We start from the raw sequence: 17,265 nt of genomic DNA, 5'->3' as shown, positions 1-17,265 counted from the left end.
TTTTCACGTTGAGACATGGTTTTCTTCAGGTTTCTGGAGCTGCCGAGCTGATTAGTCCTCGCCAAGGAAGCGCGTAGGAAACGTTTCACGGGTGCATAGAAAAATGTCCCGTGAATTTTTTTGTGTCCAGTAAGGAGTTTTAACCATGGCACTAATAAGTGATGCGACACACCGCGGATCGAGATCAATACGCTGGTTAGGCTTAAGCGTACTGATGCTGCCAGTGTTGCTGGTGACCGTTGACAATACGGTACTTGGATTCGCGTTACCAAAGATTGCCGAGGCCCTGCGTCCGAGTGCTAGCCAGCAGTTGTGGATGATCGATGCCTATTCGCTGGTGCTGGCGGGATTGCTGGTCTCGATGGGTAGCCTGGGAGATCGAATCGGTCATCGTAAGTTGTTGCTGACCGGGTCCTTGGGTTTTGCCATTGTGTCGGTGCTGACCGCGTATTCCGATTCCGCCGTGCAACTGATTGCCGGGCGAGCTTGTATGGGTATTTTCGGTGCGATGCTGATGCCCTCAACGTTGGCGTTGATACGTTCGGTGTTCGAGGATCGAGAAGAACGCAGACTAGCAGTCGCGATCTGGGCTACGACGTTGACGGTCGGCTCGGCACTCGGTCCTTTGGTGGGTGGGGTGTTGCTGGAATTCTTTAGTTGGGGGTCGATTTTCCTGTTGGCGGTACCCGTGCTGGTGCCACTGCTGATATTGGGACCGGTGTTATTGCCTGAGTCCGAGCGAGATGCTTCAGGACCGCTGGATCCGGTAAGCATTCTGCAATCGATGGTTGCTCTTGGCGCTATCGTTTACGGCATTAAACACAGTGCCAGTCATAGTTTCGATTGGATGGCGGTGACTGCCTTCGCAGCAGGCGCAGTAGCGGGTTGGATGTTTGTACGTCGACAGTTGCGTCTGCCGGTGCCGCTTATGGATTTGAGCCTATTCCGCAACGGCACCTTCAGCGGTTCAGTGCTGATTAATCTGATGAGTCTCTCATTCCTCATCGGCTTCGTATTCTTTACCACTCAGTTCCTGCAAATCGTTCTTCAGATGTCGCCCTTGAGTGCCAGCCTCGCGTTGGTCCCAGGTCAGATCTTGGCGATTGTAGTAGGCATGGCGGTCGTGCCTGTTGCACAGCGATTACAGGTGCATGTGCTGATACCGATTTTGATGGCGTTTGCTGGCGCAGCGTTTTTGGTGGTCGCCACCATGGGCAGTAGCCTGACCGTTCTAGTGGTGGCTTTTGCGTTGCTGAACATTGGCGTGGGTGCGATCGCGACGGTGTCCAATGATGTGATTTTGTCCGCCGCACCACCGGCAAAGGCAGGTGCCGCGTCAGCCATTAGCGAAACGGCCTATGAAGTGGGTGTGGTTTTAGGGACGACCGTACTTGGCGGGCTTGTCACTGCCTACTACCGCAGTGCATTGCAGCTGCCGGAGTTTCTGAACGAAGTGCAGACCGTGCTGGCGAGTGAGACGTTATCGGGGGCGCACAATGTGGCCGCAGATTTGTCGAGCGCCCAGGCGGGAGAGCTGATGGCGCAGGCGGCATGGGCATTCGAAGGCGGTATCGGTTTGGTTTCGTGGGTCACTTTCGGTTTGGCATCTATGGCGATGTTGATAGCCTGGCGCTCTTTGCGGATACCCACGAACCAGCTTGCGGACGGGCATTGAACAAAACCCGAAATCTGATCGGGCTGAAAACTGCAACGCCTCCCAAGTGGAGGCGTTGTGCTTTTTGCGGACTGGCGAAACGGACTAAGTGGGAGAGATCGTCGCCAGGGCACCGATCAAAAGGGTTAACAGCAGAAAACCACCCAGGAAAAGGGACATCTTGGCCATGGAGCCTCCTACGGAATGAGAATGCGGTGCAAGGGCTACTGCGAATGCGGACCGTGCTGTCATTGTGAGGCGCAGGCCTGATGCGTAACAGATGCAGATCTCGCAGAAAAATACGGATCAGATCACCTGTCCTGTCAATGCCCTGCCGGGATTGCCGCTGCCGGCGATCCTTTGATCGAAAGATGGCGCTTGCGACGTTTCCATCAGCAGTTGGTCCACCACCTGCGAAAGTGCAGCCTGAAGATCTTCCCCGCTGCGCAACGCTCGCTGATAGACGCCAAGTTGTCGCTGCGCACTGGTGCCTTCACGAAGCATTTGCCTGATGTGAGCAAAAACCGACTCTGCGCCCAATGTTCGCGCCGCATCGCCCAATATCTGTTCAGCCATGAACAGCCACTGCTCCATGGAGAACGGCCGGTCGTAGCCTTCAATAATGAACGACGCCCGAGTTCCGTAGCGTTTCGCCCGCCAGCGGTTTTCCTTGAGTATCCATTGGGATGTTTGCGAATACGCAGATCCGGGACGCGGTTGATCAATGGCATACGCCACCACCAAGCGAAAAAAAGCGGCGATGCACAACGCATCATCCAGACGTGGACACGCATCCGTCATCCGCAATTCCAGGGTCGGATACTTCACCGCCGGCCGCAAACCCCACCAGATATCGCTAGCCTGCCGAACAGTCCCGGTACGGATCAGCAGTGCAACGTAAGCGTCATAGGCAGATTGATCCTCAAGGAACTCCGGAATGCCCATCCGCGGCCATTCATCACAAGCCGTTTGCCGGTAGCTCGCAAAGCCGCTGTCGGCGCCGTCCCAAAACGGTGAAGAGCTGCTCAAGGCCAGCAAAAACGGCAGCCACGGCAAGACTTCGTTCATCACTCGAATTCGGTCCAGAGGCCTCGGCACTTCAACATGCACATGCAGACCGGACAGAAGGCTACGCCGGGCTACGCGCTGGTAGTCCTCGAACAGTTGAAGAAAATGGTCCTGCTCTGTGGCCTGTTGCAGACGCCAGTCCGCCAGCGGATGGCTGCCGACACTGAGCAGTCCCAGGCCATAGGGTTCAAGGGTTTTTCGTAACGCTTTGCGAACTGCGCCCAGATACTCCGCAGCTGGCGCAATGTCAGTAAAAACGGGGGAAGCGACTTCGACCTGCCCTTTAAACATCTCATAGGCAAAGCACGGGCCCAATTCAGTCTTGCACGCCTCAATCGCTGCGCCGGGCGGCTGCTCCGACATGCGCCGGGTGCGCAGGTCAGTGATGAAGTATTCCTCTTCAATGCCGAAGTTCAGGTGTGGGTTCATCAAATGCCCTCACGGGGTCTGCCTTGCGGTCGTGAATCCGTGATTGGGCGAGAGGTGAAGAACTGCGCCATTGCCGGATTCAAGAATTAGCGTTCTTAAGGCTATGGCTGCATTTGGGCGCAGGAGTTCTTGTTTTTTTCGTGTAATGCGGCCCCAGCACCTGTTTTGCGGTTTTGGTGTCCATCAGGTAGTCGAACAGCGACTGGTCGTCGATAGCGCGGATCAACGTAAGCTGAAAATTGCGATTTTGGCTGTTCCATCCCGCCAAATACATTGAATGCGGCGCACTGTAAAAGTCCTACATCAACCTCGGAATCATGCACCTTGCACCGCAGGAACGATGAAGCTTATAGTCCGCCCGTCGTCCACATGGCGACCGGGTTTGGCGACCTGTCTAACGAGTGCGAGAGCTGTCTGCTTATTTGCAGGCGCCCGCGCATCTGCAGAACTGCTATTTTATGGCAGTTGTGCGCGGGAGACCTTCGGGTCTGCCGGTTACTCGTTTCCGGTTCGCCAACCTGCGTACAGCTGCCACCCATTTCGTTTGGCGACGATCTGCTGGCGGTCTCAGCAAACTAAACGAGGATTCAACGATGGAAAGATACTTGCCGCTCACCGGAATCGACCTGATCCCGGCTTCTCTGCTCATTGATACCCAAGCACCGCTCGATGTCCTGCAAGCGATGGCGGATTACCGCATTCGCACAGTCACGCAGGTGTTGGAGAACATTGCCTATCGCGCCGAGATTGGTTGCGACACGGTGGTGCTGGCGGACTTTTCCAAGCTGCTGGTCATACCGTTGCGCGATGGTTGTGATTTGATGGATGTTATTGGTCGCCGATTGCGGGCACAGGCTGCGGAGTGAATGAAAACGGGCGACCTTTTGCGTCGCCCGTTTTACGTAGCGAGTTTAGACAATCGCCTTTTCACACTGCAGGCGCGTCAACGGAACTCGTTGCACACAACTTAGATACGCGTTGTCTGTCTACCCTTGCTCACGCGTTAGAATTTTATCCTGCGTTAAACAAGCATGATCATAAATACTAATTGATCCTTGGATTCCTCCAAATCACCTATCCCTCCCCCTCCAAAAATCACTCCGCCAGATTTCGTGTAAAACCACTCTTCAGCCTCATCAAAAACCAGATCATAACAGGAGGCTGCATCGCCAATTTTTGATCCAAGCCTAATACCTTCCGGCAAGCACCCTTGATATGAATATGTAAACTTCTCATTTCCTAACGAATCAAAGTAATCAAACATCCAAACGGATATATTGAACGCCTTCCCATCCGAAAAACCGACCACCAGCGCTCTAGTTTCGGATAGAACTATTTTCGAATCTGGAAACTGAAGATACCAACCTGTAAGAGCTAGATCAGCAATACTAAACTTAAAATATATTCGCCCTGATTGTTCTGTGACATCGAGAAAAAGCACAGGAGCTCCAGGAAATTTATACAACCCGCCCGCAGAATCAATACAAAAATTTTTAAGAGAAGTCTTAAATCCTACCAAATCAATGCCTAACTCAACACCTGCCAGTGTCACCCCAGGAACTATAGGTGCATTCCAGTTAACGGGGCTCATTTCAGCGCACCGAAAATATCATACAGGTCGGCCTGATATGAGCTTTCTCGCTCCTCGAAGCAGAAACCAAATATTGACTCGATTTCAGCCCTCGTTGGGCTAATCGAACCGAGACAAACCCCACACAAAATATAACTAGACATAGCATTAACGAACTCAAAAATACATATTTGGAGGTCTATCAAACTTAATTTTTGATTGAGCAGCGACTCATCTACGTCCAATTTTACTTTTTATCTAATAATTAAGGAGTAGAAAAAGCATCGCTAACATGTTCAATAAGACCAGGCAAGTCATCATATGCAGCAGGACCAACCCATGGTTCATATTTTGATAAATACTGACCCTTAGTCATATTCTCCTGCTCCGCAGCCTCACTAATCTCCCACAATCTGGCAGGCCCTATCATCCAGTTTATTCCAGAAAGCCCATCTCGCTTATGCGAGACGAGTCGCCACACGCTCCTCCCAAGATAACCTTCCAAGACCAGCCTTAACTTATTAACGATCTCATCACTCTCATTTTCAAATCTGAACGCAACATATGGAGGGTATCCCGAACGATCTTCACGCTCGAAACTATTGCCAACCCTAACTTCTGGATAGCGTTGCTGATACTTCCTCCACTCCAAAGGACTGATATCATGAAGAATATTCAACAACTCGCCTTCCGGTTCTTCGATCCTCATAACACTAAAACCCTTTTAACTTATCAGAGATCTTAACACCGTCGGGATTCATACCTTTAATGTGCTGTTCAAGGCCTACTTCATGTTCGAACCAATAGTCAAATCCTTGACCATCACTTTTTTTAGGTATAGATAATACCCACCAGTGCCTCCATCACGATCATCATCAATAAGCACTCTCCAGCCAAAATACCCGCCACCAATGACTATACCCTCTCGAATTATAGACATAACGACATCCTAGCCTGTATAGGAAACATGATTGCTAGATATATAACTTCCAATCACAGGACCTTTAACTCCAGAGTGCACATACGGAACTCTTGGAGCAGGAGCTCCCGATAAACACCCGGAGTCGATACTCCTTGTTTAGATCGAAGGAGTACTGCTCCACTTTAAGGAAAACGTGGTCCGCCCCCGTCACCCCATTCAGTACTCACACTATTTATTAAAGGCTTTTGTAGAAATACCGCCACACTCCAAATTTACTAAATAGTCAACTCCATTCCAATTAGCTGCAATCAAGCCCTCATCCTTGTCGCGAAAAATTACGACATAGGGTTTGTCCGCCTCGGTCCCATGAGGACTCTCTGCAATTTGCCAAAGAACTTTACCATCCCTTGCCACCGCAAATACATTTCTATTAAAAATAACACCAATCGGTGGTTCAACCCTAACCGCAATCAAACTACCACACTCCACAACCTCACCAACCGCGTACGGAAGACCAACAAACTTTCCACCGATGAAAAGCCTCCCATCCTCAACTCGAAACTCAACAATACTCATTGACCAAGCCTCACTGTATTTTTAAATGCCGATGCAGGAAGCCGTTGCAGAAGTTCATATTGCGTCGCATTTCCTACGCCAAGCGGTTGAGCTGATCGACCATTTGCTCGATTTCGCGCAGGTTGACCAATTCGCCGGTCCTGCCGGGGAAAGCCATCGCCAGTTCACGGTCGGACAGCTGGCTGCCCTCCGCGCCCTTCAGTCCTTCCAGTTTTCCCTCGACCACCAGCACCGTTAGATGCCCACCGGACAAATCCTGCTGCGGCAAGTAGGCGCGGCTGGTGACCAGGCCTTTTTCGATGTAGTGGTTGGTGATGACTTTCAGCAGTTCATTGAGCTGGGTGACGCCCAGGCACTGGCCGATGTAAGGCTTGAGCAGGCGGTTTTTCTCGCGGTCCGAGAGACTGTCGGCGCCCTTGAGTTCGATGTCCTTGATGGGGAAACAACGGGTGTCGACAGGTGCCGCGGGCTGGACCGGTTTGGCTTCCTTGCCGGGCAATTCCTTGAGTTCTTCCAGGCGCCGACGCTGCTCTTCGAGCAGGCGATCCTGGCGTTCACGGATGAGATCGGTTTCCCCGGGCGTGGGGGCGGCATGGGCGAGGTTCAGCGGAGAAAGGCACAGCAAAGCCACGCACAACCTCGCCACGAGGGCGGGTGAGTACATGTTCGATCCCTCGAAACGGAAGGTGATAGCAAAATAGTGGCGCGATGTTAGATGGCCATCATTCTGGCGTCAATTATTCTTGTTGGCGCCTGGCAGAAACCGAGGGTTTAACAATTAGAAGCGAAAGGTGAAGAGCGAAACCGGCGATGTGGTGCGTCGTTCACACGCGCGCCACATCGCCCAGGGAGGACTAGATCATCGGCGAGCTGCTGACGACGCGCAGTGCCAACCCTTCATAGGCATCGAGCGTGATGGTGAACTCCCCCTCAGGCGTGAGATCGCCTTCGACCCGTTCATTGATGATATCGACCACCGGCCCCGGCGCAATATTGGGCAGGTGCAGGGTCTCGGTGATCGCTGTGGCGCCGAAATTCAGCGCGGTGATCTGGGTGCCTTTGCCGGCCGGCAGCTCGTGGACCATGATCAGCAACCCCGGATGCTCGACATCCGGAACCAGGATCTGGCGACTGGCGGCAATGTCGTAGGCACGGCGCGCCGCCAGGATTCGCTTCAGTTGCGAGGCAAACGAGTCATGGTCTTTCAGTTGACTGGGCAGGCTGCCATACAGGGTTTTCGGGCGCGGCATCTGACCTTCCGACAGCTCCGCTTCCGGATTGAGGTCAACCAGATCGTAGGCGCCGCGATGGATCCAGCGTGTGTCGCCATCGAGCATCAGATGCGCGACCTGCTCTGCCGGCAACGGCAGTGCGCCGACCAGGTCCCAACCCGATAATGCGAACACGCCCGGCTGCATCGCGTTGTACATCACCAGCAGCACATGTATCTGGCGGATCTGCTCGATATCCGCCGGAGTGATTGCATCGAGGTCGCGAATCCCCAAGGCTGCCGTGATGATGCTGGCGGTGGTGCAGGACACGCCGTTGGTGACGAATTTGAGGTTATACGGCGCGTGTTCGCCGGCCAGGCGTTCGTACATCTGCTCGCGAATGTGCTCGCGCAAAATATTGCCGGGGAAGGTCTGGCCCTGATAGAGGAAGGTGTCATGGGCGTGCAGCGTCCAGAAATGCACCAGTTCGAGGGTCAGTTCGTCATGGTTCTGCAAGGCGTGGATCAGCGAGCCCGGATCGATGCCCAAGGTGTGCATCTGACGCAGCATCAAACGCAGGAATTCGGTATCGCCCATCAGCAACGCATGCTGGTAAGCGGGTCGGGTGATGAAGTCATAGGAAAGATCGGCCCCGCCGTGGGACATGGCGGCGATGTCATCAACGGTCAGGTTCAGTTCCTGAAAACTGAAACCGCCCGCCTTGCGAATCGCACCGGCCAACAACTGGTTACCGGTGATCGACAACGGATGGCTTTCCGACCAGGCGGTGCCATCGAGCTTGCGTTCGACGCCGAGAAAGCCGTTGGCGTCCAGACGCAGGATTTTCGCCCCCATCACGTCGATGGCGTGCAGCGCGTCGCCGATGATCATCTGCTGCGCGGCGAAGGTCGGATCCAGCCAGTTCAGCGACGGTTGCCCTTCCTTGAAGTAATGCAGGTAAACCCAGCGTCGCGGCTTGCCGTCGACCCCGATCACGATCGACGTCGCGCTCCAGTCGGTTTCCTTGACCCCTGGCTCGAAGAAGATCACCCGCTGCAACTGGCCGACGATGTAATGCTTGTCGCGCAACACATCGACCTGCTGCGGGCTGAGGTTCTGCGCGTCGCGCCCCGCTATGACGTCGGGCAGCAGCGGCCAGTCTTCCTCGCGGATTTCCACCATGTGGTAGAGCCCCGGATAGTCTTCATAGGCCATCTCGGCCAGGCGAAAGTCCGCGCCTTTGCCGGTGTGCGACGGGATGACGTCGTCGATGATCACCGCGTTATGCGCGGCGGCCATGCGCACCAACGCTTGCAGCTGCGCCTCGGTGCCCAACTGTGGATCGATGTCGAAACTGATGCGGTCGAAGTTGCCGTCAATGGTGGGCGTGTGCCGGGTGCCCGAAAGGCCGCCAGACCTTTTCAGCGGACCGTTGTGAATGCCCTGGATACCGATTCTCGACAAGGCGTGCCATAAGGTTTCGTCCCCCAGGGCCTCCAGCACCGTGCCATTTTCACGGGTGACGATGGACGCCGGGTACGCGGTGAACCACACCGAAGCGAGGGCCGAGGCGTCACGGGGCCGGGTATGCGCGTAAGGCTGTTGCCACAATCGGCCTTGCCCCGAGTAGAGCCTGGCCCGTTGTCTTGCGGCATGCAGCATCGATTGTTCGACCAGCCAGTCCACATGGTTTTTCTCAGCTGCCGTCATGGAAACAATCACCTCTCGTCATGAAAAAATGGCATCCGCCCTTCTGCACCAAAGGCACTGCTCGTTTTCATATGAGGCCATGACGTGGCATTCGTTGCATCGTGCAGCTTTTTGACGGTTTATTCGGAAACCGCCACCTGATTCCGCCCGCGCGCCTTGGCCCGATACAACGCCTTGTCAGCGTTGTTCATCAAACTGTGCAGATCGTGATCCTCGGCAATCATTGACGCGACACCAACGCTGGCCGAGATGCGGTGAACCGGCCCGGTCATCAGGCCGGCGATCGACTGGATGAGTTCCTCGGCAATGTTCTGCGCGACCTCGATCGAGGTGTCCGGCAGCAGAACAGCAAACTCCTCCCCGCCCAACCGACCGTAAACGTCGGTTTCGCGAAACGAGCGGCTGATGACCACCCCCATTTGCCGCAGCACCTGATCCCCGACCTGATGCCCGTAGGTGTCATTGATGTGCTTGAAGTGATCCATGTCCAGCATCACGGCACACAGCGGCAAGTGGTTGTTCTTGCAGTGGCCATACAGCTGCTGGGCGTGTTCGAAAAAAGCCCGGCGGTTCATCAGGCCGGTGAGTTCATCGGTCTGGGCGGCGCGCGTGGAAACACTGTGCGCGTGTTCTATTTCGCGGGTTAAACGAAAGGCTGTTTCCAGTGCGTCGGACAGGTTGCGCGTCGCGCTGAATACAAATGAGGCAAACACCACTACTGCCACCCCCATACCGACTTGCAGGGATGAGGGTTGAAACAGCAGCCAGATCGTACAGGGAAACAACACCAGGGAAATGGACACCACCGTCATGTAGCGATAGGCCGAGTAACAGGACACCGCGCTGACAGACATCCCGACGCAAAAAAGCATGACCAGCGCCTGGGCCAACAGGTCATCGGCCGGAATCACCGCGAGCGCACCCGAGCCCCAGATACCGGCGGACAAAATCAGCGTGACCCAATACGTGCGTTCCCAGCGCTGAGGGGTGCGCTCACTGGCCGAACTGCGGAAGTAGGCGATGAACATCGAAATCCGCAACAACGACGACGCCGCCAGCAGCGCTATCCACCACGCAATGACCGTGTGATCAAAACGTTCCCAGCACAGCCAGCAGAGCATCAGCACCGCGAGGAAACTGCCGAAAACTGCTGAAACCGACTGGCGAAACAACTGGTGCAATCGGTCCGCGTGCACCTGCCTGGCGATTAATTCTTCCATTTCGTACCGCAATCCAAGGCCATCCATTTCATCCGCCTGATCGTGATGCTGCGACGATGGCGATTGTGGCACATTGCTTACGGCTACTCACAAAACTCCTTGATCAAACGAATCCACGTCAGGCCTTCATTTCTGCCACCAACAGATTCACCAACGCCGCGGCTGGCATTTCACGCGCCAGCGGCGCCCCCTGCCCGGCCCACTGCACGGCAAATTCCGTGTTGGCCTGGGCGGTTGCCGCGGCATTGAGCGCCTTGTTGGCGTCATAGGTCAGCGGATAGTCGGGCAGTGCCGTGGCAGCCGCCGCAAGGAGGGTGAAGTTGCGGTTGACCATGCCCCGGGCAGGACGGCCGGAAATTACGCTGGTGACTTTGGTCTGGTGCGCGCGCGGCCCCTTCAAGGCTTCACGGTAAGCGCTGTTGGCGGAGGATTCAGGACAGAGGATAAACGCAGTGCCCAACTGCGCGGCACTGGCGCCCAGTTGCATGACCGACTTGATGCCTGCCCCGTCCATGATGCCGCCCGCCGCAATCACCGGCAGCTTGCAAGCGTTGCTCAACACCCGCACCAGCGCAAACGTGCCCATCTCGGTGTCCTGCTGCGGGTCGAATACCCCGCGATGCCCCCCGGCCTCATAACCTTGAGCCACCAGCGCATGCACGCCGGCGTGTTCCGCCAGCTGCGCTTCGGCCAGGTTCGTTACGGAACACAAGAGGATGATGCCGGCGTTCTTGAGCGCATCGATTGCAGGTTGTGGGGGCAGCCCGAAATGGAAGCTGACCACCGCCGGTTTTTCTTCCAGCAGCATCTGAAGCATGTGCGGGTCTTCGACGAATGAGGTGTAGATCTCACGCAGCGATGACGGCGCAGCGGCACCGAACTCGGCAAAAAACGGCGCCAAAGCACTCAGCCATTGCGCCTCTCGGGCGCTGTCATGGACGGCTGGCGCGTGGCAGAACAGGTTCACATTGAAAGGCTTGTCCGTCAGCGCCGCCGCCTCTCGAATCATGGCCCGCGCCTGCTCGACGCTGCTCGCCCCGATGCCGATGGAACCCAGGCCGCCGGCACTCGATACCGCTGCCGCGAGCCTGGGTGTGGAAACGCCCACCATGGGGGATTGAAGGATCGGCAGTTGAATGTTCAAAAGGGACAGCAGTGGATTGGACATGACAGCACCTGAACGTGATGAGTGGGAGTAAAAGCGATGGCGCGTTTATGGATCACAAATGGTGAACGGGTTTTATCACCTGTGGCGAGGGAGCTTGCTCCCGCTCGGTTGCGTAGCAGCCGCAAGCTCTGGGGCCGCTGCGCAGCCCAGCGGGAGCAAGCTCCCTCGCCACAGTTGGGTGCCGGTGCAGTTATTTGTTTTGAACAGCTTTTTGCAGCCACTTCGCCCGTTCCGACAGCCGCCGCTTCCAGTCCTCGGCCAGGCCACGGGTGGCGGCCAGCGCGAGCAGATCGTCGATCATCGGCCGGTGCGACAGCTGCACCTGCCAGAACTCATCGATGGAAAAGCGCTGCGTCTGCCGTTCCAGCAGTTCGATGGTGTCCCCGGCCTCGACAAATCCCGGCTTAAGGACCCGGTAATACCAACCGGTGATTCGCTCTTTGGCGACATGCATCGACAGGCGTTCGGCGTCAAAGCGGTGATTGATTTTCCAGCACGGGCTGCGTGGCTGAGAGACTTGCAACACCGCACTGCCCACTTGAAATACGTCACCGATGTGCACGTTCTTTTCAGTGAGCCCAAGCGCCGAAATGTTTTCCCCGAGGCTGCCCGGGATCAGTTCAGGGGCGCACTGCGCAAAGGCCTGCGCCAGGTGCTGATAGTTTTCTGCCGCATAGTGATGAACCGCTTTTTCCGGACCGCCGTGAACCCTGCGGTCGGCGTGCTCATCACCGACAATCCCGTGGAGTTCCACGCGAGCGGGGCCCGAACGCCGCTGTTTGAAGATACCCGAGCGTTGCCCTTCGGGCTTCAGGACGCCCGTACCGCCGGCAAAGACGTGGTCAATTTTCGAAGTCAGGCTCATCGTCCGGCCACGCTCATCCATCTGTTTTGTTGACTTTACTAACCATCGACAAAGCCCGTAAAATGATGGCTCGTGATGCTATCAATCACTTTTTATGATAGGTGCAATGATCATGGAAATGCGCCAACTGAAGATTTTCTGCGCGGTTGCCGAACTTGGCAGCTTCACAGCGGCCGCCGTCAATGTGAATACGGTGCAGTCCAATGTCACCATGCGGGTGAAGGAGCTGGAAGCCGAACTGAACCGGGAACTGTTCATCCGCAAAAAGTCCGGGGTGGTGCTCACCTCGGCGGGCCAGACCTTCCTTGGTTATGCGCGGCGCATTTTGCAACTGACAGAAGAGAGTCGCAGCGCCCTGATGGACACCGGTGTTCCCGCGGGTCTGCTGCGGTTGGGCTCAATGGAAACCACCGCCGCCATCCGCTTGCCGCAAGTGCTGACGAAGTACCGCGAGAAATACCCCGAGGTTCAGTTGTCGCTGTTGACCGGCACCACCTCCGAACTGATCAAGGCGATTGAAGCACATCGACTCGACGGCGCATTCGTCGGCGGTTTCCACCAGAACTCGGCGTTGACCCAGGAAGAGGTTTTCCAGGAGGAACTGGTGCTGGTCAGCAGTAACCAGTTCCCGTCGCTGCCCGCACTGATCGAGAAAATCCCGCAGCAAACCGTACTGGTCTTCCGCACCGGCTGCTTCTACCGCTCGACCCTGGAAAACTGGTTTTATCAGGTCGGACTGATCCCTAATCAGATCATGGAACTGGGCACCCTCGATGGCATCCTGTCCTGCGTCGCCGCTGGCATGGGCGTGACGTTGCTGCCCAAGGCGATCGCCGAGAATTGCAGCGTGCGCCATGCCATTCGCTGCCATACGCTACCGCCGGAATTCGCCAACGTCTCGACCGTCTTCATCCGCCGAAACGACACGATGATCACCTCGGCCATGAGCGCGTTCATCGGCCTGGCACAAGACCAGATCGCAAGGCCGGCGGTGGCCTGAACTGACCGGCTCCGCTCTTGGATCGTACATACCTTTGTGGCGAGCGAGCTTGCTCGCGCTGGGCTGCGTAGCGGCCCCAAAAATCTGGCAACCATTGCCGATTATTGTGAGTGCTACGCACTCAAGCGGGAGCAAGCTCCCTCGCCACAGGGTTCTCTGATTCAAGACGCTCGTAAGTGAACAGCATTACAGTGATCAACTCCGAGCTTTTTTTTCACCACGGTCAACGGGTCTGCTCACTGCCAGCCGAGTGACCTTTTCTCCTCCTTCAGGAACCGGCCTGTCACGGCGCCACCCTCCTGCGCCGACCGTAAACTGGGTGTTGTCGGCAAGCCAAGGGCCAGCTCCGCCACGCGCTCGCCCGCCGGGACGACACTGTGAATCTTGCCCACCCCCTGTCCCGCGTACAGCGACAGCTTTTTGGCCATCCGCGGTTTGTCGATCGCCCGGGCGCCGCCGCCGATGAAACGCAGCAAGTTCCACTTGTCCCGATTGGGAATCACCCGGTGAGGCGTGCCGTAGGTCCAGCCGAACGAATAACCGGTCCGGTACTCCGTGTCATCCGTCGTCGCCTCGACAATCTTTTGCTTATAGAGCGGGTGCGCGTTCGACTCGTCGGTGGCAATAAACGCCGTGCCCACCACCACGCCGGACGCACCAAGCGACATCAGCGCCCGGACGTCGTCACCCGCCACGATGCCGCCCGCCGCCAGGACTGGTCGCCCCTCCGAAACACGCAGGATCGAGGACAACAACGGCATGATGCCAATCGTGCCACGATTCAGATGACCGCCACTTTCGCTGCCCTGCGCCACGAGAATGTCGGCGCCTTGCGCAATGGCAATTCTGGCAAGTTCCACTGACCCCACTTGCACCATAACCGTCAGCCCCGCGTCCTTCGCTCGGGGAATCATGTCGGCGGAATAGGCCTCGGCGTAAAACAGTGAAAGCAGTCGGGGTCTTTCTTCCAGCACCACCTGAAACTGCGCTTCGAATACGTCAGGGCCGCCGAACTGCGGGACGAGGTTCACACCAAAGGGCTTGTCGGTCAGTGCGCGGGTTTCCCGTATCCACCGGCGCAAGGTCAACGGCGGGAGGCGCAGGCCGCCAAGGACGCCCATGCCCCCGGCGTTGGCGACTGCCGCAACCAGTTGAGGACCGGAAATGGCCGCCATGCCACCGAGAAAGATCGGGTACTTCACGCCGCAGAGTTGAGTGATGGCGTTTCCTGCAAAATCAAATCTGGCTTCGTTCATGACTCACAGCTCCACATGTTTTCCAAGCATCCGCTTGAGCGTGTTGTTCTTCAGGAGAAAGTGATTCTTGACCGCACCGAAGACATGCAAGGCCAGGCCGGCAAGGAACGCCGAGGCACCGATATCGAACAGCACATCGACGACATGCTTGAGTCCGGCGTGAATGGGCAAGAGCGTCGGAATGGAGAACCCTCCAGGCAAAACCACCGCCTCGCCGCCCGCCGCTCTGGAAGCCCAAACCGCAATCGGCAGCAACACCATCGCCAGGGCAAGTGCCACCGCAACCGAACGGCTGATGATGACTTCGATGGGATTGGGCGTGCCCACGGGCAGCGGATGATAAGAGGTGATCCTGGCCCAGAATCGATAGACCGATACCAGAAACAGAATCAGCCCCACCAGGTTTTGCAGGTGGGCGAACTGCATCCGCGCAGCGTCGCTGGAGGCTTGGCCGATCATCAGCTGCAAGCCGAAGATCGCCAGCAGCGACAGTGCCACGACCCAGTGCAGCGCCACGGTAATGGGTGAAAACCTTAAGCCATTGTCTCGAAGTAGCATGGCAAACTCCTTTTGGCAGAGTGCGCAAATCAGGATAGGAAGGTGACGGGTGCTTCTTCGTCGGGCCGGGCCTTAATGGCTGACCGCCTGCGAGGCCCCGAGGCCGGTCTGGGCACGGATGAGCTGGTCATCGAAACGCTCCCGCTCCAGCACAGCCTCGCTGCTGCGATCGGTGACCGAGCCGAGCCAGGTAAAGAAGAACGCCACGTTCATCGAAATGATCGCCGGGTAGTCGAAGGGGAAAATCGCCTCGGAATTGCCCAACACCTTGACCCACACCGCAGGCGAGAGAATCACCAGGCTGACCGAGCTCACCAGTCCGGCGATGCCCCCGATCAACGCCCCTCGAGTCGTCAGCCCTTTCCAGTACATCGAAAGCGCGAGGATCGGGAAGTTGACCGAGGCTGCCACGCCAAACGTCAGCGCCACCAGGAAGGCGATGTTCTGGTCCTTGAACAGGATGCCCAGCACAACCGCAACGATGCCGATGCCGACCGAGGCGATCCGCGAAACACGTCGCTCGTCCTTCGCCTCCGCCCGGCCCTTCTTGAAGACCATCACGTAAAGGTCATGGGAAATCGCCGAGGTCCCCGCCATCGTCAGTCCGGAGACCACCGCGAGGATCGTGGCGAACGCGACGGCAGAGATGAAGCCCAGCAACAGGTCACCGCCGACGGCCTTGGCCAGGTGCATCACCGGCATGTTTCCACCGCCGATGAGTTTGCCACCCAGAATGCCGGACTCGTAGAACGCCGGATCGCGCCCGACGATCACGATCGCCGCCAGCCCGAGCACCGCTACGATCAGGTAGAAAAAGCCGATGAAACCCGTCGCGATGAACACCGATTTACGCGCTTGCCGCGCATCCGGCACGGTAAAAAAGCGCATGAGGATATGCGGCAATCCAGCGGTGCCGAACACCAGGCCAAGCGACAGCGAGATCAGCGCCAACGGGTCGGCCACCAGTTTGCTCGGCAACAGAATCAGCTCGCCATCGTGATGTGCGGCAACCGCCTGCGTGAACAACTGTTCGAAGGAAAACCCGAATTTGCTCAGCGCCAATACCGCCAGCAACGTTCCGCCCACCAACAACAGCCCGGCCTTGATGATCTGCACCCATGTGGTGGCGACCATCCCGCCAAACGTGACGTAGACCGCCATCAACAACCCGACAGCAATCACCGCATAGTTGTAGGGAAGACCGAACAGCAGCTGGATCAGTTGCCCCGCGCCCACCATCTGCACCACCAGATAAAAGCAGACCACCGTCAACGAACCGAAGGCCGTCAGGGTGCGAATCCGGTTTTGATCGAGTCGAAAAGACGCAATGTCCGAGAGCGTAATCCGCCCCAGATTGCGGATGCGCTCGGCAAACAGGAACAGCAGCAGTGGCCAGGCGACGAAGAAGCTGATCGAGTACAGCACCCCATCGAAGCCGTTGAAGAAAATCATGCTGGTGACACCCAGTAACGCAGCCGCCGACATGTAGTCCCCGGCCAGCGCCAGACCGTTCTGGAAGCCTGTGATGCCGCCGCCGGCGTTATAGAAATCGTCCATCGATTTGGTCTTGTTGGCCGCCCAGTAAGTAATGCCCAACGTCGTCAGTACGAAGACGAGAAACATCGCAATGGCGGTTATATTGAGGGGTTGTTTTTCAACCGCCTGCAACGTGTCGGCCGCCGAGGCGCACGTGGCTGCCGCGCTCAGGAGAGCAGGAACAATGAGGTAGCGAAGAAGAGGTTTCATACGATCGCTCCTTCGCGAATTTCTGTGGTGAGCGCGTCGAACTCACCATTGGCACGAAGGATGTACAGGCCCGTGAACAACCAGGCTCCGACGATGAAGGCGACGCCGAGCGGCCAGCCTATGTTGATGATGCTGGTCGCAGAGAGCTTCTGCGCCAGCAGGTGCGGCGCAAACGCGGCGATGAGGATGAACGTGAAGTAAGGAACGAGGGTGGCGGTGACAAGACAAGCGACGAATCTTCGCTGCCGTGAAACCAATTCTTGATACCGGGGATGGTTACGAATTCTGGCTGATTCGAGTGCATGGTTCACG

At 56.8% G+C, this 17,265-nt stretch carries 15 protein-coding genes and 1 pseudogene; 3 read left to right on the top strand and 13 right to left on the bottom strand.

What is annotated here, in order from left to right:
* Positions 1-145 precede the first annotated feature (145 nt).
* A complete protein-coding gene (locus tag KJF94_RS09080; protein WP_250548246.1) occupies positions 146-1,675 on the top strand; it encodes an MFS transporter in 1,530 nt (509 codons plus the stop codon).
* A 285-nt stretch (positions 1,676-1,960) separates the two neighbouring features.
* On the opposite strand, the gene KJF94_RS09075 is transcribed toward KJF94_RS09080, so the two are convergent.
* Positions 1,961-3,151 carry a carboxylate-amine ligase gene (locus tag KJF94_RS09075; protein ID WP_214382737.1) on the bottom strand — a complete coding sequence of 397 codons (1,191 nt, stop codon included), beginning with the start codon at positions 3,149-3,151 and terminating at the stop codon, positions 1,961-1,963.
* 593 nt (positions 3,152-3,744) lie between these two features.
* Here KJF94_RS09075 and KJF94_RS09070 point away from each other — a divergent pair.
* On the top strand, positions 3,745-4,017 hold the full coding sequence (locus KJF94_RS09070) for a hypothetical protein (protein WP_214382735.1): 273 nt from the start codon (positions 3,745-3,747) through the stop codon (positions 4,015-4,017).
* Positions 4,018-4,172: 155 nt separating this feature from the next.
* Here KJF94_RS09070 and KJF94_RS09065 read toward each other — a convergent pair whose 3' ends face one another.
* The 8 genes and pseudogenes from KJF94_RS09065 to KJF94_RS09030 all read right to left on the bottom strand — a co-directional run bounded on the left by KJF94_RS09065 (position 4,173) and on the right by KJF94_RS09030 (position 12,393).
* Positions 4,173-4,742: a hypothetical protein gene (locus tag KJF94_RS09065; RefSeq protein ID WP_214382733.1), complete on the bottom strand. Its 570-nt coding sequence runs from the start codon at positions 4,740-4,742 to the stop codon at positions 4,173-4,175.
* A 244-nt stretch (positions 4,743-4,986) separates the two neighbouring features.
* The gene (locus KJF94_RS09060; RefSeq protein WP_214382731.1) at positions 4,987-5,430 is read right to left on the bottom strand and encodes a hypothetical protein; all 444 of its coding nucleotides are present in this window, start codon (positions 5,428-5,430) and stop codon (positions 4,987-4,989) included.
* A 441-nt stretch (positions 5,431-5,871) separates the two neighbouring features.
* The gene (locus KJF94_RS09055) at positions 5,872-6,219 is read right to left on the bottom strand and encodes a DUF7957 family protein (RefSeq protein ID WP_250548245.1); all 348 of its coding nucleotides are present in this window, start codon (positions 6,217-6,219) and stop codon (positions 5,872-5,874) included.
* Between the two features lie 79 nt (positions 6,220-6,298).
* A pseudogene (locus KJF94_RS09050) lies at positions 6,299-6,883 on the bottom strand (POTRA domain-containing protein); the annotation flags it as partial.
* Between the two features lie 190 nt (positions 6,884-7,073).
* Entirely contained in the window at positions 7,074-9,140 is a 2,067-nt protein-coding gene (gene treS, locus KJF94_RS09045) for a maltose alpha-D-glucosyltransferase (RefSeq protein ID WP_214382729.1), read from the bottom strand.
* 119 nt (positions 9,141-9,259) lie between these two features.
* Positions 9,260-10,387: a GGDEF domain-containing protein gene (locus tag KJF94_RS09040; RefSeq protein ID WP_214382727.1), complete on the bottom strand. Its 1,128-nt coding sequence runs from the start codon at positions 10,385-10,387 to the stop codon at positions 9,260-9,262.
* A gap of 91 nt (positions 10,388-10,478) precedes the next feature.
* Positions 10,479-11,528: an NAD(P)H-dependent flavin oxidoreductase gene (locus tag KJF94_RS09035; RefSeq protein ID WP_214382725.1), complete on the bottom strand. Its 1,050-nt coding sequence runs from the start codon at positions 11,526-11,528 to the stop codon at positions 10,479-10,481.
* 190 nt (positions 11,529-11,718) lie between these two features.
* A complete protein-coding gene (locus KJF94_RS09030; RefSeq protein WP_214382723.1) occupies positions 11,719-12,393 on the bottom strand; it encodes an MOSC domain-containing protein in 675 nt (224 codons plus the stop codon).
* A gap of 112 nt (positions 12,394-12,505) precedes the next feature.
* Between KJF94_RS09030 and KJF94_RS09025 the strand changes: the two genes are divergently transcribed.
* Positions 12,506-13,393 carry a LysR family transcriptional regulator gene (locus KJF94_RS09025; protein ID WP_214382721.1) on the top strand — a complete coding sequence of 296 codons (888 nt, stop codon included), beginning with the start codon at positions 12,506-12,508 and terminating at the stop codon, positions 13,391-13,393.
* 236 nt (positions 13,394-13,629) lie between these two features.
* Here KJF94_RS09025 and KJF94_RS09020 read toward each other — a convergent pair whose 3' ends face one another.
* From KJF94_RS09020 to KJF94_RS09005, 4 genes are all read right to left on the bottom strand, one after another.
* Positions 13,630-14,649, bottom strand: coding sequence for an NAD(P)H-dependent flavin oxidoreductase (locus KJF94_RS09020; RefSeq protein WP_214382719.1), 1,020 nt, complete (start codon positions 14,647-14,649; stop codon positions 13,630-13,632).
* Between the two features lie 3 nt (positions 14,650-14,652).
* Complete coding sequence (locus tag KJF94_RS09015; RefSeq protein WP_214382717.1) at positions 14,653-15,207, bottom strand: cytochrome b; 555 nt, start codon at positions 15,205-15,207, stop codon at positions 14,653-14,655.
* Positions 15,208-15,279: 72 nt separating this feature from the next.
* A complete protein-coding gene (actP, locus tag KJF94_RS09010) occupies positions 15,280-16,953 on the bottom strand; it encodes a cation/acetate symporter ActP (RefSeq protein ID WP_214382715.1) in 1,674 nt (557 codons plus the stop codon).
* A complete protein-coding gene (locus KJF94_RS09005) occupies positions 16,950-17,264 on the bottom strand; it encodes a DUF485 domain-containing protein (protein ID WP_214382713.1) in 315 nt (104 codons plus the stop codon). Before KJF94_RS09005 ends, actP begins: the two co-directional genes overlap by 4 nt.
* Position 17,265: the final 1 nt, after the last annotated feature.

Origin of the sequence: Pseudomonas hormoni (assembly GCF_018502625.1) — a bacterium.
GTDB lineage: Bacteria > Pseudomonadota > Gammaproteobacteria > Pseudomonadales > Pseudomonadaceae > Aquipseudomonas > Aquipseudomonas hormoni.
Note: the sequence above shows the minus strand (reverse complement) of the source record. Positions and strands in the feature narration are given on the sequence as shown.

Excerpts from the sequence above, each read along its gene's own strand:
- KJF94_RS09080 (WP_250548246.1), top strand. The coding sequence starts at position 146 with ATGGCACTAATAAGTGATGCGACACACCGCGGATCGAGATCAATACGC.
- KJF94_RS09075 (WP_214382737.1), bottom strand. The coding sequence starts at position 3,151 with ATGAACCCACACCTGAACTTCGGCATTGAAGAGGAATACTTCATCACT.
- KJF94_RS09070 (WP_214382735.1), top strand. The coding sequence starts at position 3,745 with ATGGAAAGATACTTGCCGCTCACCGGAATCGACCTGATCCCGGCTTCT.
- KJF94_RS09065 (WP_214382733.1), bottom strand. The coding sequence starts at position 4,742 with ATGAGCCCCGTTAACTGGAATGCACCTATAGTTCCTGGGGTGACACTG.
- KJF94_RS09060 (WP_214382731.1), bottom strand. The coding sequence starts at position 5,430 with ATGAGGATCGAAGAACCGGAAGGCGAGTTGTTGAATATTCTTCATGAT.
- KJF94_RS09055 (WP_250548245.1), bottom strand. The coding sequence starts at position 6,219 with ATGAGTATTGTTGAGTTTCGAGTTGAGGATGGGAGGCTTTTCATCGGT.
- treS (WP_214382729.1), bottom strand. The coding sequence starts at position 9,140 with ATGACGGCAGCTGAGAAAAACCATGTGGACTGGCTGGTCGAACAATCG.
- KJF94_RS09040 (WP_214382727.1), bottom strand. The coding sequence starts at position 10,387 with ATGGATGGCCTTGGATTGCGGTACGAAATGGAAGAATTAATCGCCAGG.
- KJF94_RS09035 (WP_214382725.1), bottom strand. The coding sequence starts at position 11,528 with ATGTCCAATCCACTGCTGTCCCTTTTGAACATTCAACTGCCGATCCTT.
- KJF94_RS09030 (WP_214382723.1), bottom strand. The coding sequence starts at position 12,393 with ATGAGCCTGACTTCGAAAATTGACCACGTCTTTGCCGGCGGTACGGGC.
- KJF94_RS09025 (WP_214382721.1), top strand. The coding sequence starts at position 12,506 with ATGGAAATGCGCCAACTGAAGATTTTCTGCGCGGTTGCCGAACTTGGC.
- KJF94_RS09020 (WP_214382719.1), bottom strand. The coding sequence starts at position 14,649 with ATGAACGAAGCCAGATTTGATTTTGCAGGAAACGCCATCACTCAACTC.
- KJF94_RS09015 (WP_214382717.1), bottom strand. The coding sequence starts at position 15,207 with ATGCTACTTCGAGACAATGGCTTAAGGTTTTCACCCATTACCGTGGCG.
- actP (WP_214382715.1), bottom strand. The coding sequence starts at position 16,953 with ATGAAACCTCTTCTTCGCTACCTCATTGTTCCTGCTCTCCTGAGCGCG.